The following is a 26,376-nucleotide window of genomic DNA, read 5'->3' as shown; positions in this document are numbered from 1 at the left end:
TACCACTCTTCCCACCGCCTGCAACGTTGCTCGTCACCGGCAGCGGATGCGTACTTTACGCATTCCTCGGATGCCCCGCAAGGCCTTCCTGTAAAAAAGTTTCAGGCACGTGACGAGGCCGTGACAGGCCAAGGCAGGCAAGCTGTCCACCGGCGTTCTCCACAGGCCCGAACGGCGAGGGCCTGTGGATAGAAAGCAGGAGGGGCAGAGACGACAACGCCCGCGCACGGCGGGCGTTGGCAGAATAGACTCGCACTCAGCCTCCTGGAGGCGAATGCTTCATCTTGCGCATGATGGCGATGGTCGGCCCGGAAGCAACATAGGCACCGAAAAGCAGCAGCAGCATGACGGAAGGCTCTACGGAGATCACCACGAAGCCGAGCACGATGGCCAGCAGTACCACGAAGGGCACCGGCCCCTTGAGGTCGATGTCCTTGAAGCTGTAGTAGCGGATATTGCTGACCATCAGGATCCCCGCTGCGGCTACCACGATAAGCATCAACAGCTTGAAGCCGAAGGCCTCGGCATCGAAACTGTGGAAGGTCCAGACGCTGGCAGCCACGAAGGCGGCCGCGGATGGACTGGGCAGACCGATGAACCACTTCTTGTCGACGCTGCCGATCTGCACATTGAAACGCGCCAGACGCAGTGCCGCGCAGGCGACGTAGAGAAAGGCCACCACCCAGCCGGTCTTGCCGATATCCTGCAGAATCCAGGTGAACGCCACCAGGGCCGGCGCCACGCCGAAGGAGAGCATGTCGGAGAGACTGTCGTATTCGGCCCCGAAAGCGCTCTGGGTATTGGTCAGCCGGGCGACACGACCGTCCAGGCCGTCAAGCACCATGGCAATGAAGATGGCGACTGCAGCTGCGGTAAAGTCGCCGTTTATCCCGGCCACCACCGAAAAGAATCCGGCGAACAGAGCCGACGTGGTAAAGAGGTTCGGCAGCAGGTAGATCCCTCTGCGCCGGACCTTCTTGCCATCCTCGATCGACTCTTCGATCACCTCGGTCTCGCGTACGAAAGCGGCAGCCAGATCCTCCTCTGCAGGCCGCTCTCCCTGGCCATTGGTAGGACCTGCCTGGGCGCCATCGCGATGGCTATCATGCTCGGTATTGCGGGAATCCTGACTCATTCATCTCGTCCGTTGCCAGAATGGGGCCACTCAATGGTGTTGCCTTCATTCTACACGGTGATACCGAGGCGAAAAGCGCTGTAGCTATCAGCCAGACAAGACAAGGGCGCGAATGCCCGCGCCCTTGTCTTCAGCGGAACGAGTCCGATGACTCAGTTCTTTGTCTTGTCGACCAGCTGGTTGGCCGCGATCCAGGGCATCATGCCGCGCAGCTTGGCGCCAACCTGCTCGATGTCGTGCTCGGCATTGAGACGGCGGCGTGCGGTCATCGACGGATAGTTGCTGTTGCCTTCCTGAATGAACATCTTGGCATATTCACCGGTCTGGATGCGCTTGAGAGCATTGCGCATGGCCTGGCGAGACTGCTCGTTGATGACCTCGGGACCAGTCACGTACTCACCATACTCCGCATTGTTGGAGATGGAGTAGTTCATGTTGGCGATACCGCCCTCGTACATCAGGTCGACGATCAGCTTGAGCTCGTGCAGACACTCGAAGTAGGCCATCTCCGGCGCGTAGCCGGCTTCGGTCAGCGTTTCGAAACCCGCCTTGACCAGCTCGACGGCACCGCCACACAGCACGGCCTGCTCACCGAACAGGTCGGTTTCGGTCTCGTCCTTGAAGGTGGTCTCGATGATGCCGCTGCGACCGCCGCCAATGGCAGCGGCGTAGGAGAGCGCGAGCTCCTTCGCCTTGCCCGAAGCGTCCTGATGAATGGCGATCAGATCGGGGATACCGCCGCCCTTGACGAACTCGGAGCGCACGGTGTGGCCCGGCGCCTTGGGGGCCACCATGATCACGTCGAGGTCGCGGCGCGGCTCGATCTGGTTGTAGTGGATATTGAAGCCGTGGGCGAAGGCCAGCGTGGCGCCATCCTGCAGATTGGGCTCGATCTGGCTTTCGTAGATCGCCTTCTGATTCTCGTCCGGAGCCAGCATCATCACCACATCAGCTGTCTTGCACGCTTCTTCGACGCTGGCCACCTTGAGGCCGGCAGCTTCTGCCTTGGCCGCAGAGGACGAGCCCGAGCGCAGCGCGACGGTCACGTCGACACCGGACTCCTTGAGGTTGTTGGCATGGGCATGGCCCTGCGAGCCGTAGCCCACGATAGTGACCTTCTTGCCCTGAATGAGGGCGAGATCGCAGTCCTTGTCGTAGTAAACGTGCATGAGGTGCTCCTGAAAACGAAATTGGCGAAGGTTGTGTCAGCGTTGATGGCCACCCGCGCCATCTGTCGTGGCGCTGGGAGTCGGCTCATTCGATTCGCCTACCTTAGCGCCGCATCGACGTTGCGTAAAACGCGATATTTGCAATATCACATGCCAGATCATGCAATAATAGCGGAATGGATACGCGCCCTCTCAAACAGTTTCTCGCTCTGGCCGATACGCTGCACTTCGGTCGTGCCAGCGAACTCTGCCATGTCAGCCCCTCGACGCTCTCCCGCACCATTCGTCAGCTCGAGGAGAGCGTTGACGTGCCGCTGTTCGTACGCGACAACCGTCATGTCGCCCTGACGAGCCAGGGGCGTGCGTTCCAGGCGTACGCGCGCGAAACCCTGCATCGCTGGGAGCTGCTGCGTCATGAGCTGAGCAGCAAGGCCGGCGAGCTTGCCGGAGAGATCAGCATCTACTGCTCGGTCACCGCCAGCTACAGTTTTCTCTACGACTTGCTCAGCGATGTACGCCAGCGCCATCCTCGCATCGAGCTCAAGCTGCATACCGGCGACCCGGCAGAATCGATGGGCCGTGTGCTGGCAGGCGAAGAGGACATGGCGATCACTCCTCGCCCACGCAGCGCACCGGCGGGCCTGGCCTTCAAGTCGCTGACTCGATCACCGCTGGTATTCATCGCTCCTGTGGAACAGGCCGCGTGGATTCCGGCTAGCCCCGACTCCCCCTCAGTGGAGCAGTGGCAAGGCGTGCCGATGATCCTGTCCGAAGCCGGACTGTCTCGCGAGTATGCCGACACCTGGTTCAGGGCACTGGGAGTCGCGCCAACGATCTATGCCCAGGTGGCCGGCCACGAGGCGATCGTGAGCATGGTGGGGCTAGGCTTCGGCATCGGTGTGGTGCCAAAGATCGTGCTCGACAACAGCCCCTTGGCCCAGCGAGTCAGCATACTGCCGGTCAAGCCGGAGCTGCCCCACTACGACGTCGGGCTGTGCGTTCTGCATCACCGCTTGAAGAGCCCGCTGATACAGGCGCTGTGGGATACGGTCACCGAGCGCTGAAGACGAAAAAGCCGCCCCTGGGGGCGGCTAGTCGACATGGATTCGGCAAGCTCAGAGACTGAGGACCTTGTCACCCCTGGCGATGCCGGAAACACCGGTACGCGCCACCTCGAGAATACCCACCGGCCCCATGGCCTGCAGGAAGGCATCGAGCTTGGGGGCATCCCCGGTGATCTGTACCGTGTAGAGGCTCGGCGTGACGTCGACGATCTGCGCGCGGAAGATATCGACGGTGCGCTTGACCTCGTCGCGCGCCGCTCCCAGCGCCTTGACCTTCACCAGCATCAGCTCACGCTCGATGTGATTACCCTCGGTGAGGTCGACCAGCTTGATCACGTCGATCAGCTTGTTGAGGTGCTTGGTGATCTGCTCGATCACCCGATCGTCGCCGATGGTGGTCACGGTCAGCCGCGACAGCGACGGGTCCTCGGTGGGCGCCACGTTTAGCGTCTCGATGTTGAAGTTGCGCTGCGAGAACAGCCCTACCACGCGAGACAGTGCGCCCGGTTCGTTTTCCATGAGAATCGAGATGATATGGCGCATCAGGTCCGCTCCGTCTTGGAAAGCAGCATGTCACGCATGGAGCCAAGAGGCACCTGCATCGGGTAGACGTGCTCGCGTGGGTCGACGATGACATCCACGAATACCAGTTCATGCTTGTCGGCGAAGGTGCGTTCCAGCGCCGGGCGCAGCTCTTCCATGGTTTCCACTCGCAGTGCGGTGAAGCCATATGCCTCGATCAGCTTGGAGAAGTCGGGCAGCGACTCCATGTAGGAGTGCGCATGACGCGACTTGTAGTTGAGGTCCTGCCACTGGCGCACCATGCCCAGCGATGCATTGTTGAGGTTGATGATCTTCACTCCGCCACCGAACTGCTTACAGGTAGAGAGCTCCTGCATCATCATCTGGAAGCTGCCCTCCCCGGTGACGCAGATCACCTGCTCGTCGGGGAAGTTCTGCTTGATGCCCATGGCGGCGGGAAAGCCGAAGCCCATGGTGCCGAGGCCGCCCGAGGTGATGAAGCGGTTGGGCTTGTCGAACTTGTAGTACTGCGCCGCGAACATCTGGTGCTGGCCTACATCGGTGGTGACGTAGGCTTCGCCACGGGTTACCTCGCACAGCGCCTCGATCACTTCCTGTGGCTTGAGCTGCTCGCCCGGCTTCGACGGCTCGTAGAGCTTGCCGCGGCGCTCCTCGCGCCAGCCGTCAATCTTCTGCCACCATTCGTCGAGTGCTTCGGGATGGGCGATCTCCTTGCCCTGCACCAGACTGATCATCTCGTCGATGACGCTGGCTGCGGGCCCGACGATCGGCACATCGGCACGCACCGTCTTGGAAACGGAGCTGGGATCGATGTCGACATGAATGATCTTGGCCGTGGGACAGAACTTGGAGGTATTGTTGGTCACGCGGTCGTCGAAGCGCGCGCCGATGGCGATGATCAGGTCGGCGTGGTGCATGGCCATGTTCGACTCATAGGAGCCGTGCATGCCCAGCCAGCCCAGGCACTGGCGATCGCTTTGCGGATAGGAGCCGATCCCCATCAGCGTGGTGGTGATGGGATAGCCGAGGCGCTTGACCAGGTCGGTCAAGCCTTCGCAGGCTCGCCCGGTGATCACCCCACCGCCGGTATAGAACACCGGCCGCTTGGCCTTGAGCATCATCTCCACGGCCTTCTTGATCTGGCCGGTATGCCCCCGCGCCACCGGGTTGTAGGAGCGCATCTTGACCTTTTTCGGGTAGACGTACTCATAGCGCTCGGTGGGCGCGGTCATGTCCTTGGGTATGTCGACCACCACCGGCCCGGGGCGCCCCGTCGCGGCCAGGTAGAAGGCCTTCTTCAGAACTTCTGGAATCTCGGTCGGATGCTTGATCGAAAAGCTGTGCTTCACGATCGGGCGAGTCACGCCGATGATGTCGGTTTCCTGGAAGGCGTCGTCGCCGATCAGGTGGCTCATGACCTGGCCGCACAGCACTACCATGGGAATCGAGTCCATGTAGGCGGTGGCAATGCCGGTGACGGCGTTGGTGGCACCGGGGCCGGAGGTGACCAGCACCACGCCGGGCTTGCCGGATGCTCGGGCATAGCCGTCCGCGGCATGGGTGGCCGCCTGCTCATGGCGTACCAGGATGTGTTTGACCTTGTCCTGACGGAACAGCGCATCGTAGATATGCAGTGCCGCGCCGCCCGGATAGCCATAAATGTATTCGACGCCTTCATCCTGCAGGAATCGGGCGATCATATCCGCGCCGGAAAGCAATTCCACTTGTGTATCTCCCCTGGAGGTCTCGAGTGCGATCCGCGCCCATGGATGAGCACGGGTTCGAGTGCGGCGGTATGCCGCTGTCGGCGAAGCCGACACCTGATGCCAAACCCTGGCATTTAGCCCTATTGGGGCCTGCACTCTCTTCGGGAACGCCGCCTGGCTGCTGTCGCCAATGTCTCATCGCTCACAGCATCAATCGGCTTTTCCCTATCACGGCGGATCGCCGCGTCGGGGCATTGGCCAGAAGCGGCGGTTGGCCGCATTCCGGTAGTCCTTCGGCGGGTAGAGGCCACACGGCCTACCCTTCGCGCGGGGATGGGGGGTTGCCCGCAGGAATCCGCGCCCGCAAATCAGGAACGCTCAAGATTCCAACAGCCTAGCGAAAGTGTCAACCGTGATGCGGTTTAGAGTGAAATGGCGTTGTAAGGAAGCGCACTCTAAAAAAACCCGCCGGCGGTGTCGCGGGCGGGCAAGGGGGTTACAGGACGCAACCTATCAACCAGTGTAGGACGCTCGTCGGCAGCTGTAGCAACCTAACGAGTAACGTTGTGTATCAGCTACTGAACACGAGTTTATCGTCCTCCACCTCGACACGTATTATGTTCCCGGGAGTGAATCGGCCGGCCAGCAGATCCTGTGCCAGCGGGTTCTCGATGCGGCTCTGAATCGCCCGCTTGAGCGGCCGGGCGCCGAATACCGGGTCGAAGCCCGCCAGGGCGAGCTGGGCCATCGCCTCGTCGCTGACCTCGAGCTGCATGCCGTGCTCGGCCAGACGTGAGCGCAAACGGTCGAGCTGGATGCCGGCGATGGCCTCGATCTGCGCCTGGCGCAGGGCGTGGAACACCACCACCTCGTCGATGCGATTGATCAGCTCGGGGCGGAAATGCATGCCCACCACATCCATGACGGCCTGCTTCATCTCCTCGTACTGCTCTTCGGCGCCGCCCATGCGCTGGATGATGTCCGAGCCCATGTTGGAGGTCATCACGATGACGGTGTTGCGGAAGTCCACCGTGCGCCCCTGGCCGTCGGTCAGGCGCCCGTCCTCCAGCACCTGCAGCAGGATATTAAAGACGTCCGGGTGGGCCTTTTCCACCTCGTCGAGCAGCAGCACCGAGTAGGGTTTGCGGCGCACCGCCTCGGTCAGGTAGCCGCCCTCCTCGTAGCCGACATAGCCGGGGGGCGCACCGATCAGCCGAGCCACGGAGTGCTTCTCCATGAACTCCGACATATCGATGCGTACCATCGCTTCTTCGGTATCGAACAGAAAGCTGGCGAGCGCCTTGCACAGCTCAGTCTTGCCCACCCCGGTAGGGCCGAGAAACAGGAACGAGCCGTTGGGGCGGTTGGGGTCGGCGAGGCCGGCACGCGAGCGGCGCACCGCATTGGCCACCGCGGTGACCGCCTCCTCCTGGCCTATCACCCGCAGGTGCAGCGCCTCCTCCATGCGCAGCAGCTTGTCGCGCTCGCCCTCGAGCATCTTGGACACGGGGATTCCGGTCCAGCGCGACACCACCTCGGCGATCTCCTCCTCGGTGACGCTGGAGCGCAGCAGCTTGTGCTTCGAGGTGTCGGCCTCGGCCTCGCTGGACTCGGCAATCTTCTTCTCCAGCTCGGGAATCACGCCGTAGCGCAGCTCTGACATGCGCGTCAGGTCACCCTTGCGCTGTGCCTGCTCCAGCTCGATCTTGGCTTTCTCGAGCTCCTCCTTGAACTGTCCCGCCCCTTGGATGCTGGCCTTCTCGGCCTTCCAGATCTCGTCGAGATCGGCGTACTCACGCTCGAGTTCGTCGATCTGGGCCTGCAAGCTCTCCAGACGTTTGCGCGAGGCCTCGTCGGTCTCCTTCTTGAGATGCTCACGCTCCATCTTGAGCTGGATCAGGCGGCGATCGAGGCGATCCATCTCCTCAGGCTTGGAGTCGAGCTCCATGCGGATGCGCGACGAGGCCTCGTCGATCAGGTCGATGGCCTTGTCGGGCAGCTGGCGGTCGGTGATATAGCGCGTCGAGAGTTTGGCCGCAGCGATGATGGCGCCGTCGGTGATATCGACCTTGTGGTGTACCTCGTAGCGCTCCTTGAGGCCGCGCAGGATCGCCACGGTATCCTCTTCGGAAGGCTCGTCGACCTGCACCTTCTGGAAGCGCCGCTCCAGCGCAGCGTCCTTCTCGATGTACTTGCGATACTCGTCGAGGGTGGTCGCCCCTACGCAGTGCAGCTCCCCCCGCGCCAGCGCCGGCTTGAGCATGTTGCCGGCGTCCATTGCGCCCTCGGCCTTGCCGGCGCCGACCATGGTATGCAGCTCGTCGATGAACAGGATCACCCGGCCCTCTTCCTGGGCCAGCTCCTTGAGTACCGACTTGAGGCGCTCTTCGAACTCACCGCGGAACTTGGCCCCGGCCAGCAGCGAACCCATGTCCAGCGACAGGACGCGCTTGTCCTTGAGCCCCTCCGGCACCTCGCCGTTGACGATGCGCTGGGCCAGGCCCTCGACGATAGCGGTCTTGCCCACGCCGGGCTCGCCGATCAGTACCGGGTTGTTCTTGGTACGCCGCTGCAGTACCTGGATGGTGCGACGGATCTCGTCGTCACGACCAATCACCGGGTCGAGCTTGCCCTCGGCGGCACGCTCGGTGAGATCGAGGGTGTACTTCTCCAGCGCCTCGCGCTGCTCCTCGGCGTTGGGATCATCGACCCGTTCGCCGCCGCGCACGCTGTCGATGGCGCCTTCCAGCGCCTTGCGGGTCACGCCGGCCTGGGTCAGCAGCTTGGTGACGGCGTGTCCCATTTCCAGGGCGGCCAACAGCACCAGCTCGCTGGCGATGTACTGGTCGCCGCGCTTCTGCGCCTCACGGTCGGTCAGGTTGAACAGCTTGATCAGATCGCGCGAGGGCTGCACCTCGCCGGTGAACTGGCCGACCTTGGGCAGGTCGTCGAGATGTCCGGCCAGGGTGTCGCGCAGTCGCGCGGCGTCGCCACCAGCCTTCTGGATAAGCGCCTTGATGCCGGTGTCACGAGCATCCAGCAGCGCCAACAGCAGATGGCCGGGCTCGAGCTGGTTGTGGCCCCGGCCCACGGCCAGGGACTGGGCATCGGCCACGGCGTTCTGCAGCTTGGCGGTGAACTTGTCGAAACGCATTCGCTTTCCTCCATCGGGGTAGCGGCACGTTCGGACGCACCGCCTGGCCCTGTCATATCGTATTGACAGATTCAATGGAGTCAGCGTGGCCGGCTTTCAAGTCGCCAGCCAGAGAAAGCATTGCAGGCTTGACTCAGATCAGCGTAACCAGATCACGCTGGCCATCCGCCCGGTCTTGCCGTCGTCGCGGCGGTGTGAGTAGAAGCGCGGCTCGCAGGCGGTGCAGAAGTGGCCACCGCTGATATAGGCAACGCCGAGCCGCTCCAGGCGCAGGCGGGCGAGCTTGTAGAGATCGGCCATGTAGTGCCCCAGGCGATAGGGGCTGGGGTCGAAGGCCGCTGCCGCTTCCGGGTGCACGCCAACGAAGGCCTGCTGCACTTCCGGCCCCACTTCGAACTGGGCATTGGAGATGGCCGGCCCCAGCCAGGCCATCAGCTCTTCCGGAGGGGATGAGAGCGCTGCCACAGCAGCCTCTATCACACCGCCGGCCAAGCCGCGCCAGCCCGCATGGGCGACGCCGACCCGGGTGCCCTGACGATCGCAGAAGAACACTGGCAGGCAGTCGGCGGTGAGCACCACGCAGGCATGGCCGCGATCGAAGGCCACCGAAGCGTCGGCTTCGGGAACGCTGTCCGTATAGCTCGCCTGTACCCGGGCGCCGTGCACCTGCTTGAGCCACAACAGCGGCCGCTCGTCGTCGAGCTCATTGCCTATCAGTCGCCGGCACAGCGCCACGTGGGCAGGGTTGTCACCTACCCCATCGGACGGGTTGAAGCAGGCAAACTCGTCCTGGCTGGGCCCGGTCTCGCGCGTAGTGACGAAAGCACCGACACTGGCGGGCGCCGGCCAATCGGGCTCGATCAGGGTCGGTTGCAGGTGGGGGGCGTCGCTCATCCGGGCTCCTCAGCGCATGATCTCGTGGTCGTTACGCAGGTAATCGATCAACAGCAGCAGGTCGTCGGGCAACGGCGCTCGAAATTCGACCGTCTCGCCGTTGGCAGGATGCCGGAAGGCCAGCTTCCTGGCATGCAGGGCCTGGCGGGGAAAGCCCCGCAGCAGATCCTTGAGCTCGTCGCTCGCTCCGGCCGGCAGCTTGAGACGACCACCGTATACCGGATCGCCAACCAGCGGGAAGCGCCGATGGGCCATGTGCACACGGATCTGATGGGTACGGCCGGTCTCGAGCCGGCAACGCACATGGGTATGGGTGCGGAAGCGCTCGACCACGCGATAGTGGGTCACCGCAGGTTTGCCACTGGCGTGCACCGCCTGTCGCTTGCGATCCTTCGGGTGCCGACCGATGGGAGCATCCACCGTGCCACCCGAGGTCATCACTCCGACGCAGACCGCATCGTATTCCCGCGACATCGTGCGCGCCTGGAGCTGTTCCACCAGTGCGGTCTGGGCGGCAAGCGTCTTGGCCACTACCATCAGGCCCGTGGTGTCCTTGTCCAGGCGATGGACGATGCCGGCCCGCGGCACCATTGCCAGACTCGGGCAGTGATGCAGCAGGGCGTTGAGCAGGGTGCCATCCCGGTTACCTGCGGCTGGATGTACCACCAGCCCGGCCGGCTTATCGATCACCAGCACCTGGCCGTCCTCATGCACGATATCGAGCGGAATCGCCTCGGGCTCGAAGCGCGCTTCCTCCTCGAGGATGGCCGCCAACTGCAGCCACTCGCCGCCGGCCATCTTGTCCTTGGGCTTGGCTGGGCGGCCGTCTACTGTCAGCGCCCCTTCCTTGATCCAGTTCTTGAGGCGCTCGCGGGAATGATCGGCGAAGAGTTCGGCAGCGGCCTGGTCGAGGCGGCTCCCGGCCAGGGAGATGGGCACTCGCTGCTGGGCTTCCACGGTCTGGGGCATAAGAGGCTTTCGTCGGCAGGCACCGGAGGACTGCGTTTTCACGCAAGGTGCTTTATAGTGGTCGGGTTATGGCCAATCCTACCATGGCCGACACGGGTTGTTAGACACGAGGATCACGATGCGCGTTTCCCCCATCGCCACACGCCTTGTCGCCCTGCTCCTGGTGACCGCACTGGTTACCGGCTGTGCTGGCAGGTCCGCCACGGAAGAAGACGAATTCGAAGATGTCGCCGAGCAGCAGCTCTACGAGGAAGCACGCAGTGCGCTCGATGGCGGACGTTACACCACTGCCATCTCGCGCCTCGAGGCCATCGACACGCGCTACCCCTTCGGCCGCCATGCCGAACAGGCCCAACTCGAGCTGATCTACGCCTACTACGAAACCCAGGACTGGGAAGCCACGCGCGCCGCTGCCAGTCGCTTCATCCGGCTGCATCCCACCCACCCTCAGGCCGACTATGCGCTCTACATGCGTGGGCTGGCTTCGTGGCAGGCGGGTCGTTTCAGCCTTGAGCGACTGCGCCTGATCGACATCTCCAAGCGCGACCTGGGCGCCTCACGCGACGCCTATGCCGACTTCCGCGAGCTGGTGGCACGCTACCCGGCCAGCGATTACGCGCCCGACGCCGAACAGCGCATCGTCTACCTGCGCAATGTGCTGGCACGGCATGAGCTGCACGTCGCCGATTTCTACCTGCGCAAGGGCGCCTACCTGGCCGCCGTCGAGCGTGGCCGCTGGGTAATCGAGAACTATCCCGAGGCCGAGGCCACTCGCGATGCATTGGCGGTGATGGTCGAGGGCTATCTCGGTCTCGACATGCGCGACCGCGCCCGTGAGGTGCTCCAGGTGCTGATCCAGAACGACCCGAGCAACGATCGTCTGCGTGGCCGTACCTTCCAGCCGCAGCACGTGCGGGCCCAGTCGCTCTCCGCCTGATCCGTCACCCCTCGGAACGAGATGAAGAACCCGCGAGCATGCTCGCGGGTTCTTTCGTTTGCTGCGTCAGTCGCCGGGCTGCCAGCCGTTGACGATGGGGTAGCGGCGGTCTCGGCCGAACCCGCGCGGCGTCACCCGCACGCCCACCGGCGCCTGGCGCCGCTTGTACTCGTTGCGATCGACCAGTTTGACCACCTGGTAAACGTCATCGCGATCGAAACCGGCCTCGATGATGGCCTCGGCACTCATATCACCTTCGATATAGCGCGCCAGGATGGCGTCGAGCGTGTCGTAATCGGGCAGCGAGTCGGTATCCTTCTGGTCGGGCGCCAGCTCGGCCGAAGGCGGGCGGGTGATCACGCGCTCGGGAATCGCCGGCGACTGGGTGTTGCGCCAACGGGCCAGACGATAGACCCAGGTCTTGTAGACGTCCTTGAGCGCATTGAAGCCACCCACCATGTCGCCATAAAGCGTGGCATAGCCCACCGCCATCTCGCTCTTGTTGCCGGTGGTCAGCACCATCAGTCCCTTCTTGTTCGAGATCGCCATGAGCAGCACGCCGCGACAGCGCGACTGCAGGTTCTCCTCGGTGGTGTCACGCTCGGTGCCGGCGAAGGTCTCGGCCAGCGTGGCCATGAAGGCGTCGACCATCGGCTCGATCGGCAGCACCTCGTAGTGCACGCCGAGCAGCCGCGCCTGCTCGGCGGCATCCTCTTGGGACATATCGGCGGTATAGCGGTAGGGCATCATCACCGCATGGACCCGCTGCGGCCCCAAGGCGTCCACGGCAATGGCAAGCGTGAGGGCCGAGTCGATGCCACCGGAGAGCCCCAGTACCACGCCCTGGAAGCCGCTCTTGTTGACGTAGTCACGCACACCGCTGACCAGCGCACAGTAGAGGCTCTCCTCGGGCTCTTCGTCAGGCTCCATCTCGCCCTCCTGCGGCACCCAGCGGTTCGCCTCCTGGATGAACTGCACCGGCATCAGCCCCGCCTGCCAGTAGGGCGCTACCACGCGTACCTGACCCTCGGCATCAACGCAGGCCGAACCGCCGTCGAAGACCAGTTCGTCCTGGCCGCCGATGGTGTTGACATAGACCAGCGGCAGCGACACCTCGGATGCACGCTGCTCGAGCAGGCACAGGCGCTCGGCCGGTTTGTCCTGATGGTACGGCGAGGCGTTCAGCGTGACGATGATGTCGGCTCCCGCATCGCGGGCTGCGCGTACCGGGCCACCGTCCCAGATGTCTTCACAGATCAGGATGCCGAGCCTGGCACCCTTGTGCTCGATCACCAGGCTCTGCTCGCCGGTGGCAAAGTAGCGGCGCTCGTCGAATACCTGGTAGTTGGGCAGCACCTGCTTGGCGTACTCTCCGATCCACTCGCCGTTGTAGAGCAGCCCGGCCAGGTTGTAGCCCAGCCCCTCGCGGCGGCCGGGATAGCCGATGATCACCAGCACGTCGCGGGACATTTTTGCCGCCATACGGGAACGCGCCTCGCGCAGGCGGGTCTCCATGGAAGGGCGCAGCAGCAGATCCTCGGGGGGGTAGCCGCTCAGGAACAGCTCGGGAAACACCACGATGTCGGCACCATGTTCGATGCGCGCCTCGCGAACGGCTTCGATGGCACGATCGGCGTTGCCGGGGATGTCCCCCACCAGCGGGTCCAACTGCGCCATCACCAGCGTCAAATCTTGCATGGGCGTAGAAATCTCTTGAGAATCCGAAGTCATTACATTGTCCCGCAAGGGCGTCCGGCTGGCAAAGCCGCTAGCCCTCATCAGGGAGACGAATAAGGATGAATCTGTTGCTCATTCGCTTGATTATCTTCGCCGTGCTGTTCTTCGCCGGCCTCCAGCTCTATCGCATGTACCGCCAGTGGAAGCTCGATCGAGAAGACCAGTTGCCCGACGCTTCCCATGAAGAGGGCGGCCAGATGGTGCGCTGCGCCTGGTGCAAGGTGCACGTACCGGAGGCCGATGCCCTGCGCGAGCAGGGTGAGTGGTTTTGCAGCAGCGCCCATCGCGATCGCTTCCTGCAGGAGGAGCGTCCCGAGGAGTAGGCTGGCAAGCCATGGCGGCAATCGCTTACAAACTCCATCGGCAATGACTGATGGACTGCATCGCAGGCTCGACTAGAGTGAATGCCTCTTGACCAGGGGACATCACTTCAGGAGAGCTTCATGGACGCGGCTCGTACCTCGGCTAGCGCCTTGCACCAGCACGGCCTTACTCTCATCGAACTTCTCGTCGTCATCGTTGTGGCCGGTCTGCTGATGGGCTGGGCAGTTCCCGGCCTGCAGGCGATGAACGCCCGCCAGGAAGTAACCGCCGAAGCACATCGGCTGCGGGTGGCGCTCTCCTTGGGACGCAATACCGCCATCACCCGGCGCAGCGCGGTCATCGTCTGCCCCAGCCCCGACCGCAAGCGCTGCGACACCAGCGACTGGAGCGCCCCGCTGGCCATCGTGCTCGGCCCACTGTCGGGCAATGAGTTCCACGAGGATGCTCTGCTAAGGGTGGTCGAGGCCGGCCGCGGCGTCAGCGTCAGCTATCGTCAGGATGGTAAGCCGGTACGCTATGGCGTTTTGGGGCGACCTGCGGGACACAACGGTACCTTCCGTATCTGCGGCCGCCACGGTTATGGCGCCCAACTGGTACTGAGCAACTTCGGCCGGGTGCGTTCGGGCAACGCAATGAGTTGCTGAAGCTATTGTCGCCTCGCCACAGGAGCCTGAATGCGACAAGCCATCGTGGGTTACCATCGGGACGAAGAAAACCATTGGGTCGCCGAGCTGGCGTGCGGCCACAACCAGCATGTCCGTCACCAGCCGCCCTGGTTCGAGCGTCCCTGGGTCACGACAGAGGCCGGACGCCGCTCGCGCCTCGGCCTCGAGCTTGAGTGCGTCAAATGCGAACGGGGCGAGCCGCGAGACAATCCGTGAAACCTCTCCCACAGCTCGTGCCTGCCATTCCTATCCCTTTGGGCCCATCAACAGCCAGATGATCAGGCCCACCAGTGGAAACAGCAGCAGCACGATGATCCAAAGCAGCTTGGCAATGGGGCCAGCCGGACTCTTGGCTACCTTGACGATGGCCCAGACCAGGATGATCAGCCATATCAGGCCCAGCAGACCGCTCACTTCGATTCCCATCAGACGTCTCCTTGTCCAGCGGTAAGTGTTGTTCAAGAAGTAGCACGCTGCGGTAGAGGTAACAATCCGAAACTGTTACGCCAGGTAAGCCCAAGTAACTCATCTCAACCGACTCGCCACCACTCTGGCAGCAGGCGTCTCACATCCGGGCGCTGGAAACGATCATCCATCAGCACCAGCGTGCCGCGGTCCTGGGGGCTGCGGATGACCCTGCCGGCAGCCTGTATCACCTTGATCAGCCCCGGAATGCGATAGGCGTAGGCATCGCCGCTACCGAACCGCGCCTCGAGCCTGGTCTTGAGGGTTTCGTTGAAGTGATCGAACGGCGGCAAGCCGAGGGTGGCGATGAAAGCCCCGATCAGCCGCTCGCCGGGCAGGTCGATACCCTCGCCGAAGGCCCCGCCTAGCACCGCGAAGCCGATGCCCTGCCCGCCCGAGCGAAAGCGGGCCAGGAAGGCGTCGCGCTCGTCTTCGCTCATGCCGCGGATCTGACACCAATGAGGCAGTTCGGGGTGGAACCGCGCCAGTCGCTCCGCCGCCGCCGCCATGTAGGCGAAGCTGCTGAAGAAGGCCAGGTAGAGCCCCGGCTGTCTGCGGTACTGCCCGGCCAGCTCGGCGACGATGGGCTCGAGCGAGGCCTCGCGGTCGCGCAGCCGCGTCGAGATACCGCCCGGGATGCGCACTTCGAGCTGATCGCTGCGAAACGGAGAGGCCACCGACTGCCACACACAGTCGTCCGGCAGCCCGAGCAGGTCGCGATGATAGTGGGCCGGCGACAGCGTGGCCGAAAACAGCACGCAGCTGTGTGCCTGGGTGAAACGCGGGGCCAGGAAGTCCGCCGGTATCAGGTTGCGCAGCCCCAGCACCGCGCGCCCGCGGCCATGGCGTGAGAGGTCGCACAACGAGTTTTCGCCGAACGACTCGGCCAGACGGCCGAAGCCGAGGGCATCGAACAGCCGCTCCTGCAGCATCGGGTCGGCGCCGCCGGGATGCTCGGCCAGATAGTCGCCGATCGCCGTCGCCACCTGCTGCAGCGCACCGACCAGGCGACCGGGCAGATCATCGAGTACCCGATAGGCGGGGCGGCCCCGCTGCCCTTCGTCGGCACCGCCCTGCTCGCGCACCAGCGCCTGCCATTGGCGCATCAGCCGGCCGAGGGGCTTCACCAGCGGCGCAGGGGCACTGCGGTGCAGCGTCGCAAAAGCGTGCTGATCCAGCTCCCCGCTGTACATGCCCCGAGCCCGCTCTACCAGGTTGTGGGCTTCGTCCACCAGCAGCGCCAGGCGCCAGCCATTGGCCTGGGCCAGACCGTGCAGCAGCGCCGAGACATCGAAGTAGTGGTTGACGTCGCCCACGCAGACATCGCTCCAGCGCGCCAGCTCCTGGCCCAGGTAGTAGGGGCATACGTCATGCTCGAGGGCCACCTCGCGCAGCGCTTCGCGGTCGAGCCAGCCACGCTCAGCCGCGGCCTGGCGCGCGGCGGGCAGCTTGTCGTAGAAGCCGGCGGCCAGCGGACAGGCGTCGCCATGGCACGCCTTGTCCGGGTGTTCGCAGGCCTTGCTACGCGCCGTCAGTTCCAGCACCCGCAGCGGCAGGCGCCCCTCCCCACCTTCGTCGCAGTCGCTGGCGGCCCCCAGCTGCGCCAGCGCCTCCAGCGCCAGGCGCCGTCCCGGGGTCTTCATGGTCAGGAAGGCGAGCCGGTCGATCCGCCGGCGTGGCATCGCCTTGAGGGTAGGAAACAGCGTGGCCACGGTCTTGCCGATGCCGGTAGGCGCCTGGGCCAACAGGCAGCGTCCGGTGGCCGCCGCCTTGTAGACGCCCTCGGCCAGCTCGCGCTGCCCGGGGCGAAACTCGGCGTGGGGAAAGCTCAGCCCGGCCAGGGCGGTATCGCGTGCCTGGCGATGGCGTGCCTCCTGCTCGGCCCAGCTCAGGAAGCGCTCGCACTGGGCCTCGAAGAAGGCGCTGAGCTCGGCGGCACTGGCCTCCTCGGTCAGCAGGGTCTCGCGCTCGCTGCCGATATCGAAATAGACCAGCGCCACGGTCAGCGACTCCAGTCCTCGCTCGGCGCACAGCAGCGCCCCGTAGACCTTGACCTGGGCCCAGTGCAGAGCGCGCTGATTGGCGGGCATGCGCGAGAGGTCGCCGCGATGGGTCTTGATCTCCTCGAGGCGGTTCAGCGCCGAGTCGAAGCCATCGGCCCGCCCGCTGACCGCAAGGCCGCGGTAATGCCCGCTCAGGGCCAGTTCGCGCTCATAACTCTGGTCACGACGTCCCGCCACCAGGGCATGGCCGGCGATGCCTTCACGAGCGCTGGGCGAAGGGGTGAAGCGGAGGTCGAGATCGCCCTCGCGGGCGGTGAAGTCGCACAGGGCCCTCACCGCCACACGATAGAGCGGCGCTTCGCCACTCGTCGCGACAGCGTTCATGACGCCCCGCCCTGCTGCCAGGTCACGTGACAGACCGCGGCGGGCATGTCATGACGTTGGAAGAAGGCCAACCAACGCCGCTGGTTATCCTGGAGCCTGTCGCCGGGGCCTTTCACCTCGATCAGCCGGTAGCGCGACCCGCCCTCGGCGCCGGGTGGCAGGAACTGGATCAGATCGGGCAAACCAGCGCGATTGGCCTTGAGGTCGGCCAGCAGGCGCTCGAAGCAGGCCCGCAGATGCTCAGCGGGAAGGCATGCGAGGGCCTGCTCGATCAGCCCCTCGTCGAGCACGTCCCAGTAGACGAAGGGCGATGCCAAGCCGTGCTTCTCGCGCCAGGTGCACCAGATCGCTTCGCCGTGGGAACCGTCATCCAGGCGAGCCAGGCAGGCCTCGAAGCGTTCACGACGGCGGGCCACGAAGTCGTCGCGATAGAGATCTGCCGGCCCCATGTGGAAGGGATGGAAGAAGGCGCCGGGCAGCGGTGCGAACATCGCCGGCCAGCAGAGCAGACCGAACAGACCGGTCAAGAGGGCGTTCTCAACGTAGTAGACCGGGGCATCGGGACGACTCAGGTGCTCGGCCACGGCCTGCTCGACGCTCGTCGAGTCGTGGCGTGGCAGGCAGAGGTCGAGGCGCAGCGGTGTCACTTCAGGCTCATGACCCCGCGGCGCGAGCCCCAGTCGGCGGCAGAGCCTGGGCATCAGACGTGCCAGTGCCTGGACCTCCTGCTCACAGCCGGCCGAGGAGAGTGCTTGGCTAGCCAGCACATGGGCCTGCCGATGCTCGCCCAACCGCTCGAGCAGCCGCAGGCGGCGTATGCGCGCCTCCACTTGGCCACCCTGCCCTGCGCCGCTTTCACCATAGAGCGTCAACGCCAGCGCCTCTTGACCGGCACGCTCGGCTGCGTGGCCCAGGCGAAACAGCAGCCGGCCCCGCCGCTGCGCCAACCAGGCGTTGTCTTCCGCGATTGTCGGAACTTCAGCGACCAGCCGCTCGGCTGGCTCGCCCGCCTCGAGACGCTCGCGCAGCCTGTGCAACATCAGGTAGGCATCCACCTCCTCGCGGCGGTGAAAAGCACGCGCCCCCGGCGTCAGCTCGACTCGCTCGAAGCGCTGCAGCCCGAGTTCCGTGAGCACGAACTCGGCCCAGTCCTGGCGCAGGTTGCCGAAGAACATCAGCCGCAGCCGATCGCACCACGGCATCACGGCCAGCCGCACGATGCGCTCTCCTGCCAGCGCCTCGTTGGCCTCGGGCCACCACTCGGCCAAGCGCTTGGCCTGGCTCTCCTGCGCCAGCAGCGCCTCGCCCAGCGCAACCTTGCTCGCTTTGGGCGAAAGCCCCACGGCGGCAATCTCCTCCGCCAGCGCCCGGCGCAGTTCGGCCAGACGCAGCAGGCGAAACAGCTCGCCCTGGGTCAGCACCGGATCCGCCTCGACCCAGCCGCCATCCACCAGCGGCGCCAGAGCGCACTCGGTACCGCCAATCTCGGCATAGACGAGTCTGCCGGTACGAAAGAGCTCGCCCTTGCGCATCACCATGCGCACCAGCAACGCCTGGGAGGCTTGCGGCAGAGCCTCGAACGCGGCGAGAAAGCCGTGTTCGTCCTCGGTCAGCAGGTCGGCGTGATAATCGACCACCCAGCCCAGGACGAAGCGAAAATTCGCCAGGTAGTAGAAAGGGTCGTCGAGCGAAGCGGTGGCCGAGACAAGGCGCGGAATACTGTTCATGCATCCATGATATCAGCCCTACGACATCTCGCCAGCCTCGCCTCAGCTCAAGCCTGCGGCGAGAGCGCGCACCACCTCGCCGGCCGGTACCTCACGGCAGGCGCTGGCGTTTTGCCCCGCCCACAGCGGCGAGAAATCGGCGTGGCCCGCCGCTTCGGCGGCACTGCGCAGTGGGGCTATGGCGGCGGTGGCCAGGGGGAAGGCCGGTACCACGTCGCTGAGCGGGCCGAGTTCGCGCATCAACCGGGTGACGATGCCGCGAGCCGGTCGACCGGTATAGAGGTTGGTGAGGGCAGTATGGCTTGCCGCCTTGCTCTGCAGCGCGCGACGATGAAGTGTCGAGGTGGTGGCTTCATGGCAGCAGAGGAAAGCGGTGCCGACCTGGACAGCCGACGCTCCCAGCGCCAGAGCCGCAGCCACACCGCGCGCATCTGCGATGCCGCCGGCGGCGATCACCGGCACCGAGACGGCTTCCACTACCTGCGGCAACAGGGCGAAGGTACCGAGCTGAGTGCTGATGTCTTCGTCGAGGAACATGCCGCGATGGCCGCCCGCCTCCACGCCCTGGGCGATCACCGCATCGACACCGTGGGCCTCGAGCCAGCGTGCCTCCTCGACGGTAGTGGCGGACGACAGCACCCACGCCCCCCAGCCCTTGACCCGCTCTAGCAGCGCCGGCTCCGGCAGGCCGAAATGGAAGCTGACCACTTCGGGACGGAAGGGTTCGAGGACGTCGCAGGCCGCCTGGTCGAACGGGCGGCGCCCCGCCCCTGCCGGCACGCTGTCGATGTCGAGGCCGTACTCGGCATAGTAGGGCGCCAGCGCCCGGTGCCAGCGAGCTAGCCGTGCCTCGTCCGGCGTCGGCGGTACATGGCAGAAAAAGTTGACGTTGAGCGGCCGAGCCGTGGCACTGCGGATGTGCTGCAGCTCGGCTTCCATGGCTTCGGGCGAGAGCATGGCGCAGGGCAAAGCGCCAAGGCCACCCGCCTCGCTGACGGCCACGGCCAGCTTACCGCCTTGCACGCCCGCCATGGGCGCCTGCAGGATGGCAAGCTCGATACCGATCCGGCGGGTCAGGCTCATGGATTCTCCCCCTGTCGTCGTTGATCTTTTTGCCACGGGCGCTTGGAGCCCAGCGTGTCGGCCGCAAACGCGCCGCGCTCACCCATCGGTCGAGGCTTGCCAACCGTGGTGTCGTGCCGTGTCTGCCGCTCCATTTCAGCGTTGATCTCGGCGCCGAGCAATACGACGAACGAGGAGAGCCAGAACCACAGCATCAACACCACCACGGCTCCCAGCGACCCATACAGCTCGTCCATGTTGGCAAACTGGCTGACATAGAGCGATAGCCCACCGGAGCCGAGCAGCCACAGCAGAGTCGCCACAACGGTGCCTACGCTGACCCACTCCCAGCGCGGCGAGCGACGATAAGGGCCGAAACGATAGAGCACCGCGATCACGAACATCATCAGCAGCAGCAAAGCCGGCCAGCGCAGCCAGGTGATCAGCGTAACGAGGGGGCCTTCCAGGAGGAGCCAGTCGACGACAAGAGGGTACAGGGCCACGAAAACGGTGGCTGCCAGCGACATCACGATCAGTCCGATGGTCAGCCCAGCGACCACCAGCATACGCTGCACCAGGCCACGTTGCTCCTCCTCGCCATAGACCACGTTGAGCCCGACCAGCAGCCCTCGCACGCCCTTCGAGGCCACGAACATCGCCACTGCCAGGCCGAACAGGGCCGTCAGACTGAGGCCGGTATCGGTGTTCTCGCTGACTTGCTGGGCCTGCTCGTTGACCAAGGTGGCCCCCCCAGGCGGCATGAAACGACTGAGTTCACCGATCTGCCCGGTTATCTCCATGGGGTCGAAGACCAGCGCCCACAGCGAAATGACCGCGGCAATGGCGGGAAACAGCGACAGTAGCGCGTAGAACGCAATACCGGCCGCCAGCATGTTGACCCGATCGTCCGCGGCCTGCTCCTTGACTCTCCAGAAGACGTCCAGCCATCCAGGGCCGGGTATCTGGTTGGGTTTTTCGGCTCTTCGGCCGCGCCAGAATTTCGCCATGCACTCCTCAGTATTCCTGCACGGGATCAGGGTCGCTGCGCGGGGCGCAGGACCATTCGAGCATCCCGGATCTCAATGTCGAACCGATTGAGAAAGCTCATGCCCAGTAGCGCCACGTCACCCTCGAGCCCCGGGCTGATGGAACCGCGCACCCCAGCAGCGGTGAATCCTCCCAGGCTGACCTCATCGAGCCAGGTGAGGTCGCCACGCACACGTCCATTGGCGGTGTTGAACCAGGCCGACCCCGCACGCTCCAGCCCCAGCCGCTCGGCGAAGTGGGCAGGTACGGCGACGTAGGTGGCACCGGTATCGAGCAGGAACTCGATCGGCTCGCCGTTGATTCGCCCGGTCGCCACGAAGTGGCCCGAGCGGTTGCGCTCGAGCACGATCGGATCCTCTGATCCAGCCACGGCATTGACCAGGTGGGCATTGGGGTTGCGCTGTGACTCGAGGAAGCCGTGGAACCACCAACTGCCAAAGCCGATGAACGCAGCCCAGAACAGCAGCATCATGCCCATCCCGGTACGCCGGATCGAACCGCACTCTCGCTGCATCACAGGACTCCTGATTGGTGCGGCCAGTCCGCTTTGACACCCTCGAATCCGCTGTCTGTAATGAAGGGCGCCAAATTTTTCTTGGCTAGGCAACTCGCGGCATGCACCGAGCCATCGCCGTACGACATCGATTCGATAACAACAAGGATAGCCACATGCACGATAGCATCGAACATTCGACCGCTTTCGCTTTCCGTCATTCCACGGTCGCATCGGTATTCGGCGTGATCTTCCTGAGCATGACTCTGCTGCTGGCCGGCACGCCAGCGGCGGCCTGGGATGGACTAGTGGAAAAGCAGGTCTTCGAGATGGAGGAGTACACCACCGTCAGCGGCGAAACCATCGCCCCGGTGCATATCGGCTGGGAGGCCTACGGTACGCTCAACGAGGCCAAGGACAATGTCATCCTGCTCACCCACTTCTTCTCAGGCACCAGCCATGCTGCGGGACGCTATGCCGAAGACGACGAGGCGCCAGGCTACTGGGACGCCATCATCGGCCCTGGCAAGCCGCTCGATACCGACGAGTACTACATCATCGCCTCGGACACGCTGGTCAACCTCAACGCCCACGCCCCCAACGTGACCACCACCGGGCCGGCCACCACCAACCCCGAGACCGGCAAGCCATGGGGAACCGACTTCCCACTGGTTACCATCCGCGATTTCGTCGAAGTGCAGAAAGCCCTGCTCGAAAGCCAGGGTATCGAGCGATTGCATGCCGTAATGGGAGCGTCGATGGGCGCACTGCAGGCCTACGAGTGGGCGAGTGCCTACCCCGAGCGCGTCGAACGATTGATCCCGGTGATCGGCGGCGGCGTTGCCGACCCCTGGCTGCTCGCCACCCTCAGCGCCTGGAGCGCGCCCATTCGTCTGGATGCCAACTGGAATCAGGGCGACTACTACGACGGCAAACCGCCACTGGACGGCCTGCGTGAATCGCTCAAGCTGGTGACGCTGAACGCCAACCACTGGCAGTGGGCCAACGAGACCTTCGATCGCAGCTGGGCCGACGAGGATGCCGACCCTGCCCGCGAACTCGACGCCCGCTACGCCATCGAGCAGACCTTGGACGATATCGCCGCCTCCCGCGCCGAACTCGCCGATGCCAACCACCTGCTCTACCTGGTGAAGGCCAACCAGGCGTTCCTCACCGGCCATGGTAAAAGCCTTGAGGAGGGTCTGGCCCGCATCGATGCACCCACCTTGATCCTGTACAGCGAGAACGACCTGGTTTTTGCAGCGGAGGGCGTACGCGAGACCGCCGAGCTGATCGAAGACGGTGGCGCCTCCGTCGAGCTGGTCACGCTGGATGGCAAGCGCGGCCATCTGGATGGCGTGCTTGGCATCGACCAGGCTGGCGAACGGATACGCACCTTCCTCACCGAGTGAGGCACCTGACGAGCTAGCCCGCTAGGGAACGCAGCAGCAGGTAGGCGCCCATGGCCAGCAGGCCGCTGAGGAAGACACGTCGAAAGGTCGCCTCGGAAAGCCGTTGGCGCAACCGCTGACCGAGCTGCATGCCAAGGATAGCCGGTACCACCGCACCCAATGAGAGCAGCGCCAGCTCCAAGCTGAGCAGGCGCTGTTCTCCCATCGAGAACCCCAGCGCCAGGGTGGTGACCACGAACAGTACGCCCATGGCCTGGATCAGCATGTCCCGCGGAAGGTCGAGAGCCTGCAGATAGGCCACGCCGGGAAACACCGAGGAGCCGGTCATGCCGGTGAGTAGGCCAGTCAGGGCGCCATTGATCGGAGCCGCATGTCGGCCACGGCTGACCAGCTTGCCGAGGCCGAGATTGAACAGCCCCGAAAGGGCATAGAAGGCGATCAATACGCCCAGCAGGCCGGAGAGCCAGCGCACGTCGACTCTGGCCAATACGACCACGCCCAACCATACGGTCACCACCGAGGCCAGCAGGAAGGGCCACAGGCGCCGCAGGATCTGCTGCAGATATCCCCCCACCACTGCCTGCCAGACGTTGGTGACGATGGTCGGTGCCAGCAGCAAGGCCATGGCCGATGGCAACCCAACCGTGGCGGCGAGCAGTGCCAGAGACACTGTCGGCATGCCCATGCCGATCACCCCCTTGACGGTACCTGCGACGACAAAGGTTACCGCCACCAGCGCCAGCAGCAAGGGATCCAGGCTCATTGCTCGGCATCTCTCAGTATGGCGTGCCCGTTACGTGCCTCCCACTCGACGGCCGCCTGTTGCCCCCGGGCCTGGTTGACCGCCAGGCAGATCAGGATCGCCACGATGAACAGCGCGGCGCACAGCAGGATCGACGCCTGCAGCCCCACCACCGACTGCAGCAGCCCGAGCCCGATGATGCCGATCACACCGGCCAGCTTGTTCGCCAGGCCCCAGAAGCCGAAGAACTCGGCGGCCTTGCGCGTGGGCGAGAACAGCCCCACCAGGGCGCGGCTGGCCGACTGGCTGGAGCCCAGTGAAAGCCCCGCCAGGCAGCCCACGAACAGGAACAGGTGCTGCGCCTCCCAGTCCAGCCCCAGGCTGGCATTGAGGAAAGCCGTAACCTCTGGCGTGGCCCAGATGGCGAATATCGCCGCTACCCACAGCAGCAGGGTCAGTTGGTAGGTGAATTTGGTGCCGATACGGTCCTGCAGAAAGCCGAAGCCGAGCGCCCCTGCCGCCGCAGTGACCTGCACGATGATGAACATGATGTTGCGCACCGCCTCGTCCCAGCCGATCACCTGGGCGCCGTAGATGAAGGCAAAGGCGATGATGATATAGACCCCGGCCATGGAGAACAGCAGTGACACCAGGAAGATGCCCAGGTCACGGAAGTGCTTGAGTTCGTGCAGCGTAGTGGAGACGCGCTCCCAGGCGATTTCACGGTAGGTCTTGGCGTGGGGCTGGGGCGTGCTGCGCTCCTTTACCCAGAGGAAGGTAGGAATGGCGGTAACCAGGAAGAATGCCGCGGCGAACGGGCCCACCCAACGGATACGCTCGAAGTTGTCGGCGGTAGCCTCGCCCAGCGCCACCAGGGTGAAGCCGGCGGCAAACAGCCCGCCCACATAGCCCAGCGCCCAACCGAAGCCGGAAATCTTGCCGAGATCCTGCGGCGGGCCGAGGTCGGGCAGGAAGGCGGCAATGAACGACTCGCCCATGGAGTAGGCGTAGTTGGACACCACGATCAGCAGCAGCCCGAGCATGACATAGCCCGGGGCCACGAAATAAAGCAGCGCAGTGGCCAACACGGTGACGATATAGCTGATGAAGAGGAAGCGTTTCTTGGCCGCCCGGTAATCCATCACCGCACCGCATAGGGGGCCGGTGATCACCACCAGCAGGTAGCTGGTGGCCAGTGCCAGGCTCCACAGCAGGTTGGCCAGACGAAAGCCGTCGCCGCGGTCTCCGACGATGACGGTGGTGAACAGCTCGCCGAACACCACGGTGATGATCAGCAGCGTATAGGCCTGGTTGGCGAAATCGAACATCGCCCAGCCGAAGATCTCCTTCTTCGGCGCCCGCTGCCGGGGTGCCGTACCGCCAGCGGCCGGTATCGCGCTCATCTATGCCTGCCTCCTCTCCCTGCCTGCCCTGATCGAAGCGCCTAGACTACCAGCTTATCGGGGCAAGAATGACGACAAGAGTGCTTTCACTACACTGAGAGCTACATTCCCGACTGGAGGCAAGCAATGGAACGCTTGAGCGCTATTCCACTGGCGGTGCTGACCATGGCCGTGGCAACGGTGCATGCCGAGGAAACGTCACTGAGCACCGAGCAACAGGAGCTGCGCCTGGTGCCGGTGGCAGAAGACCTCGAGCATCCGTGGGGTCTGGCCGTACTGCCCGGCGAGCTCTTCGTTGTCAGTGAGCGCACGGGGCAGATCCAGACCTTCTACAACGGCGAGCGACAGGAGGTCGAAGGCCTGCCTGGCATTCACGTCGAGGGTCAGGGAGGCCTGCTCGACATCGCCGCCTCTCCCGACTACCCCGACACCGGCTGGCTCTACTTCGCCTATTCCAGCGGAGACGACGATGCCACCGCCACGGCCCTGGCGCGCGGCCGCTTGGCCGGGGACCAGCTGGTGGAGGTGGAGGAGCTGTTCGAACAGAACCGCCGCTCCGAGCCCGGCCCCCACGGGGGTGCACGCCTGGCCTGGATGGGTGACGACACCCTGCTGATGTCCGTCGGTGACCGCGGCTCCCCCGAGCGGGCCGAGGATACCCAGGACCATGCCGGCTCGGTCCTGCGCCTCGACCCACAGGGTCTGGCACCGGATGACAACCCGATGCTCGAAGACGCCGGCTATCTACCGGAGATCTACTCCTGGGGGCATAGCAATGTGTTGGGGTTGGCCGTGGATGACGACCGCGGCAATGTCTGGGCCGTGGAAGCCCGCGGCAACGGTCATGACGAGCTTCTTCTGATCCAGCGTGGTGAGAAACATGGCTGGGCAGAGGAGGAGGACGAAGACTCGGATATTCTCGAGCAAGTCGCCAGTAGCGAGCTGTTCACCGAAGAGGAAATCATCGAGCCGGTCCATCGCTTCTCCGAAGACGTATCGCCTTCCGGCCTGGCCGTGGTCAATGGCGAATACTACCCACACTGGGAAGGCAACCTGCTCATCGGCGGACTGGACAGCGGACAGCTCTATCGCCTCGAAATGAGCGACAGTCACGAAGTTACCGCAGTAGAAGAGCTGTTCGACGAGACACGAGGCCCGGTTCGCGACGTGCGACAGGGGCCCGACGGCTATCTTTATGTTCTCGTCGGCGATGAGAGAGGCACGCTCTATCGCCTTGAGCCCGAGGAATGACATCCTATCCCTGACTCGGCCGGCCCGTTGACAGGCCGGCCGCACTAGTTCACGCAGCGTGGAGAGCGGTGTTCTTCACTTCTTACGATC

The 26,376-nt window shown here is 64.4% G+C and carries 23 protein-coding genes; 7 read left to right on the top strand and 16 right to left on the bottom strand.

Annotated features, from left to right (window positions below):
• Positions 1 to 256: 256 nt before the first annotated feature.
• Together pssA and ilvC are read right to left on the bottom strand one after the other, a co-directional pair.
• The gene (pssA, locus tag SPH52_RS21800; protein ID WP_411797153.1) at positions 257 to 1,135 is read right to left on the bottom strand and encodes a CDP-diacylglycerol--serine O-phosphatidyltransferase; all 879 of its coding nucleotides are present in this window, start codon (positions 1,133 to 1,135) and stop codon (positions 257 to 259) included.
• A gap of 152 nt (positions 1,136 to 1,287) precedes the next feature.
• Positions 1,288 to 2,304, bottom strand: coding sequence for a ketol-acid reductoisomerase (gene ilvC / locus SPH52_RS21795; protein WP_411797152.1), 1,017 nt, complete (start codon positions 2,302 to 2,304; stop codon positions 1,288 to 1,290).
• 176 nt (positions 2,305 to 2,480) lie between these two features.
• Between ilvC and ilvY the strand changes: the two genes are divergently transcribed.
• Positions 2,481 to 3,368 carry an HTH-type transcriptional activator IlvY gene (ilvY, locus tag SPH52_RS21790; RefSeq protein WP_411797151.1) on the top strand — a complete coding sequence of 296 codons (888 nt, stop codon included), beginning with the start codon at positions 2,481 to 2,483 and terminating at the stop codon, positions 3,366 to 3,368.
• 51 nt (positions 3,369 to 3,419) lie between these two features.
• On the opposite strand, the gene ilvN is transcribed toward ilvY, so the two are convergent.
• The 5 genes from ilvN to rluD form a co-directional block, all read right to left on the bottom strand.
• Entirely contained in the window at positions 3,420 to 3,911 is a 492-nt protein-coding gene (gene ilvN / locus SPH52_RS21785; RefSeq protein WP_411797150.1) for an acetolactate synthase small subunit, read from the bottom strand.
• Positions 3,911 to 5,635: an acetolactate synthase 3 large subunit gene (locus SPH52_RS21780; protein WP_411797149.1), complete on the bottom strand. Its 1,725-nt coding sequence runs from the start codon at positions 5,633 to 5,635 to the stop codon at positions 3,911 to 3,913. Before SPH52_RS21780 ends, ilvN begins: the two co-directional genes overlap by 1 nt.
• Positions 5,636 to 6,188: 553 nt before the next feature.
• Positions 6,189 to 8,771 (bottom strand): ATP-dependent chaperone ClpB, encoded by a 2,583-nt coding sequence (gene clpB, locus SPH52_RS21775; protein WP_411797148.1) that lies wholly within the window; start codon positions 8,769 to 8,771, stop codon positions 6,189 to 6,191.
• 138 nt (positions 8,772 to 8,909) lie between these two features.
• A complete protein-coding gene (gene pgeF, locus SPH52_RS21770) occupies positions 8,910 to 9,665 on the bottom strand; it encodes a peptidoglycan editing factor PgeF (RefSeq protein ID WP_411797147.1) in 756 nt (251 codons plus the stop codon).
• A gap of 9 nt (positions 9,666 to 9,674) precedes the next feature.
• Complete coding sequence (gene rluD / locus SPH52_RS21765; protein ID WP_411797146.1) at positions 9,675 to 10,634, bottom strand: 23S rRNA pseudouridine(1911/1915/1917) synthase RluD; 960 nt, start codon at positions 10,632 to 10,634, stop codon at positions 9,675 to 9,677.
• A 118-nt stretch (positions 10,635 to 10,752) separates the two neighbouring features.
• Between rluD and SPH52_RS21760 the strand changes: the two genes are divergently transcribed.
• The gene (locus SPH52_RS21760) at positions 10,753 to 11,571 is read left to right on the top strand and encodes an outer membrane protein assembly factor BamD (protein WP_411797145.1); all 819 of its coding nucleotides are present in this window, start codon (positions 10,753 to 10,755) and stop codon (positions 11,569 to 11,571) included.
• Positions 11,572 to 11,637: 66 nt separating this feature from the next.
• Here the strand turns inward: SPH52_RS21760 and SPH52_RS21755 are convergent, their stop codons facing one another.
• A complete protein-coding gene (locus SPH52_RS21755; protein ID WP_411797144.1) occupies positions 11,638 to 13,269 on the bottom strand; it encodes an NAD+ synthase in 1,632 nt (543 codons plus the stop codon).
• Positions 13,270 to 13,367: 98 nt separating this feature from the next.
• On the opposite strand from SPH52_RS21755, the gene SPH52_RS21750 reads away from it, so the two are divergent.
• The 3 genes from SPH52_RS21750 to SPH52_RS21740 all read left to right on the top strand — a co-directional run bounded on the left by SPH52_RS21750 (position 13,368) and on the right by SPH52_RS21740 (position 14,513).
• Positions 13,368 to 13,631, top strand: coding sequence for a PP0621 family protein (locus SPH52_RS21750; RefSeq protein WP_411797143.1), 264 nt, complete (start codon positions 13,368 to 13,370; stop codon positions 13,629 to 13,631).
• A 120-nt stretch (positions 13,632 to 13,751) separates the two neighbouring features.
• Entirely contained in the window at positions 13,752 to 14,276 is a 525-nt protein-coding gene (locus SPH52_RS21745) for a GspH/FimT family pseudopilin (protein ID WP_411797142.1), read from the top strand.
• Between the two features lie 30 nt (positions 14,277 to 14,306).
• Positions 14,307 to 14,513 (top strand): DUF3565 domain-containing protein, encoded by a 207-nt coding sequence (locus SPH52_RS21740; RefSeq protein WP_411797141.1) that lies wholly within the window; start codon positions 14,307 to 14,309, stop codon positions 14,511 to 14,513.
• 30 nt (positions 14,514 to 14,543) lie between these two features.
• On the opposite strand, the gene SPH52_RS21735 is transcribed toward SPH52_RS21740, so the two are convergent.
• The 6 genes from SPH52_RS21735 to SPH52_RS21710 all read right to left on the bottom strand — a co-directional run bounded on the left by SPH52_RS21735 (position 14,544) and on the right by SPH52_RS21710 (position 21,499).
• A complete protein-coding gene (locus tag SPH52_RS21735) occupies positions 14,544 to 14,723 on the bottom strand; it encodes a PLDc N-terminal domain-containing protein (RefSeq protein ID WP_411797140.1) in 180 nt (59 codons plus the stop codon).
• A gap of 104 nt (positions 14,724 to 14,827) precedes the next feature.
• Positions 14,828 to 17,149: an ATP-dependent DNA helicase gene (locus tag SPH52_RS21730; RefSeq protein ID WP_411797139.1), complete on the bottom strand. Its 2,322-nt coding sequence runs from the start codon at positions 17,147 to 17,149 to the stop codon at positions 14,828 to 14,830.
• Positions 17,146 to 18,876, bottom strand: coding sequence for a VRR-NUC domain-containing protein (locus SPH52_RS21725; RefSeq protein ID WP_411797138.1), 1,731 nt, complete (start codon positions 18,874 to 18,876; stop codon positions 17,146 to 17,148). The genes SPH52_RS21730 and SPH52_RS21725 overlap by 4 nt, the downstream gene beginning before the upstream one ends.
• A gap of 42 nt (positions 18,877 to 18,918) precedes the next feature.
• On the bottom strand, positions 18,919 to 19,959 hold the full coding sequence (locus tag SPH52_RS21720) for an NAD(P)H-dependent flavin oxidoreductase (protein ID WP_411797137.1): 1,041 nt from the start codon (positions 19,957 to 19,959) through the stop codon (positions 18,919 to 18,921).
• Positions 19,956 to 20,945, bottom strand: a complete 990-nt coding sequence (locus SPH52_RS21715) for a YihY/virulence factor BrkB family protein (RefSeq protein ID WP_411797136.1) — start codon at positions 20,943 to 20,945, stop codon at positions 19,956 to 19,958. Before SPH52_RS21715 ends, SPH52_RS21720 begins: the two co-directional genes overlap by 4 nt.
• A 26-nt stretch (positions 20,946 to 20,971) precedes the next feature.
• Positions 20,972 to 21,499, bottom strand: a complete 528-nt coding sequence (locus tag SPH52_RS21710) for a TIGR02281 family clan AA aspartic protease (RefSeq protein WP_411797135.1) — start codon at positions 21,497 to 21,499, stop codon at positions 20,972 to 20,974.
• Positions 21,500 to 21,654: 155 nt separating this feature from the next.
• Between SPH52_RS21710 and SPH52_RS21705 the strand changes: the two genes are divergently transcribed.
• On the top strand, positions 21,655 to 22,890 hold the full coding sequence (locus tag SPH52_RS21705; protein ID WP_411797134.1) for an E22 family MetX-like putative esterase: 1,236 nt from the start codon (positions 21,655 to 21,657) through the stop codon (positions 22,888 to 22,890).
• Positions 22,891 to 22,903: 13 nt separating this feature from the next.
• Here the strand turns inward: SPH52_RS21705 and SPH52_RS21700 are convergent, their stop codons facing one another.
• Entirely contained in the window at positions 22,904 to 23,653 is a 750-nt protein-coding gene (locus tag SPH52_RS21700; RefSeq protein WP_411797133.1) for a sulfite exporter TauE/SafE family protein, read from the bottom strand.
• A complete protein-coding gene (locus tag SPH52_RS21695; RefSeq protein ID WP_411797132.1) occupies positions 23,650 to 25,035 on the bottom strand; it encodes an MFS transporter in 1,386 nt (461 codons plus the stop codon). The genes SPH52_RS21700 and SPH52_RS21695 overlap by 4 nt, the downstream gene beginning before the upstream one ends.
• Before the next feature lie 126 nt (positions 25,036 to 25,161).
• Between SPH52_RS21695 and SPH52_RS21690 the strand changes: the two genes are divergently transcribed.
• Positions 25,162 to 26,286 carry a PQQ-dependent sugar dehydrogenase gene (locus tag SPH52_RS21690; RefSeq protein WP_411797131.1) on the top strand — a complete coding sequence of 375 codons (1,125 nt, stop codon included), beginning with the start codon at positions 25,162 to 25,164 and terminating at the stop codon, positions 26,284 to 26,286.
• Positions 26,287 to 26,376: the final 90 nt, after the last annotated feature.

It is taken from the genome of Halomonas sp. A29, from assembly GCF_046723295.1.
In the GTDB taxonomy this organism is placed as follows: Bacteria; Pseudomonadota; Gammaproteobacteria; order Pseudomonadales; family Halomonadaceae; genus Halomonas.
The sequence above is the reverse complement of the archived record's forward strand: the minus strand, read 5'-3'. Positions and strand labels throughout refer to the sequence as shown.

Coding starts and splice junctions, on each gene's coding strand:
- SPH52_RS21720 (WP_411797137.1), bottom strand. CDS start 19,959: ATGAGCCTGACCCGCCGGATCGGTATCGAGCTTGCCATCCTGCAGGCG.
- SPH52_RS21710 (WP_411797135.1), bottom strand. CDS start 21,499: ATGCAGCGAGAGTGCGGTTCGATCCGGCGTACCGGGATGGGCATGATG.
- SPH52_RS21740 (WP_411797141.1), top strand. CDS start 14,307: ATGCGACAAGCCATCGTGGGTTACCATCGGGACGAAGAAAACCATTGG.
- clpB (WP_411797148.1), bottom strand. CDS start 8,771: ATGCGTTTCGACAAGTTCACCGCCAAGCTGCAGAACGCCGTGGCCGAT.
- ilvN (WP_411797150.1), bottom strand. CDS start 3,911: ATGCGCCATATCATCTCGATTCTCATGGAAAACGAACCGGGCGCACTG.
- pgeF (WP_411797147.1), bottom strand. CDS start 9,665: ATGAGCGACGCCCCCCACCTGCAACCGACCCTGATCGAGCCCGATTGG.
- ilvC (WP_411797152.1), bottom strand. CDS start 2,304: ATGCACGTTTACTACGACAAGGACTGCGATCTCGCCCTCATTCAGGGC.
- rluD (WP_411797146.1), bottom strand. CDS start 10,634: ATGCCCCAGACCGTGGAAGCCCAGCAGCGAGTGCCCATCTCCCTGGCC.
- SPH52_RS21760 (WP_411797145.1), top strand. CDS start 10,753: ATGCGCGTTTCCCCCATCGCCACACGCCTTGTCGCCCTGCTCCTGGTG.
- SPH52_RS21730 (WP_411797139.1), bottom strand. CDS start 17,149: ATGAACGCTGTCGCGACGAGTGGCGAAGCGCCGCTCTATCGTGTGGCG.
- SPH52_RS21755 (WP_411797144.1), bottom strand. CDS start 13,269: ATGCAAGATTTGACGCTGGTGATGGCGCAGTTGGACCCGCTGGTGGGG.
- SPH52_RS21705 (WP_411797134.1), top strand. CDS start 21,655: ATGCACGATAGCATCGAACATTCGACCGCTTTCGCTTTCCGTCATTCC.
- SPH52_RS21725 (WP_411797138.1), bottom strand. CDS start 18,876: ATGAACAGTATTCCGCGCCTTGTCTCGGCCACCGCTTCGCTCGACGAC.
- ilvY (WP_411797151.1), top strand. CDS start 2,481: ATGGATACGCGCCCTCTCAAACAGTTTCTCGCTCTGGCCGATACGCTG.
- SPH52_RS21700 (WP_411797133.1), bottom strand. CDS start 23,653: ATGAGCCTGGATCCCTTGCTGCTGGCGCTGGTGGCGGTAACCTTTGTC.
- SPH52_RS21745 (WP_411797142.1), top strand. CDS start 13,752: ATGGACGCGGCTCGTACCTCGGCTAGCGCCTTGCACCAGCACGGCCTT.
- SPH52_RS21735 (WP_411797140.1), bottom strand. CDS start 14,723: ATGGGAATCGAAGTGAGCGGTCTGCTGGGCCTGATATGGCTGATCATC.
- SPH52_RS21690 (WP_411797131.1), top strand. CDS start 25,162: ATGGAACGCTTGAGCGCTATTCCACTGGCGGTGCTGACCATGGCCGTG.
- SPH52_RS21695 (WP_411797132.1), bottom strand. CDS start 25,035: ATGAGCGCGATACCGGCCGCTGGCGGTACGGCACCCCGGCAGCGGGCG.
- SPH52_RS21750 (WP_411797143.1), top strand. CDS start 13,368: ATGAATCTGTTGCTCATTCGCTTGATTATCTTCGCCGTGCTGTTCTTC.
- pssA (WP_411797153.1), bottom strand. CDS start 1,135: ATGAGTCAGGATTCCCGCAATACCGAGCATGATAGCCATCGCGATGGC.
- SPH52_RS21715 (WP_411797136.1), bottom strand. CDS start 20,945: ATGGCGAAATTCTGGCGCGGCCGAAGAGCCGAAAAACCCAACCAGATA.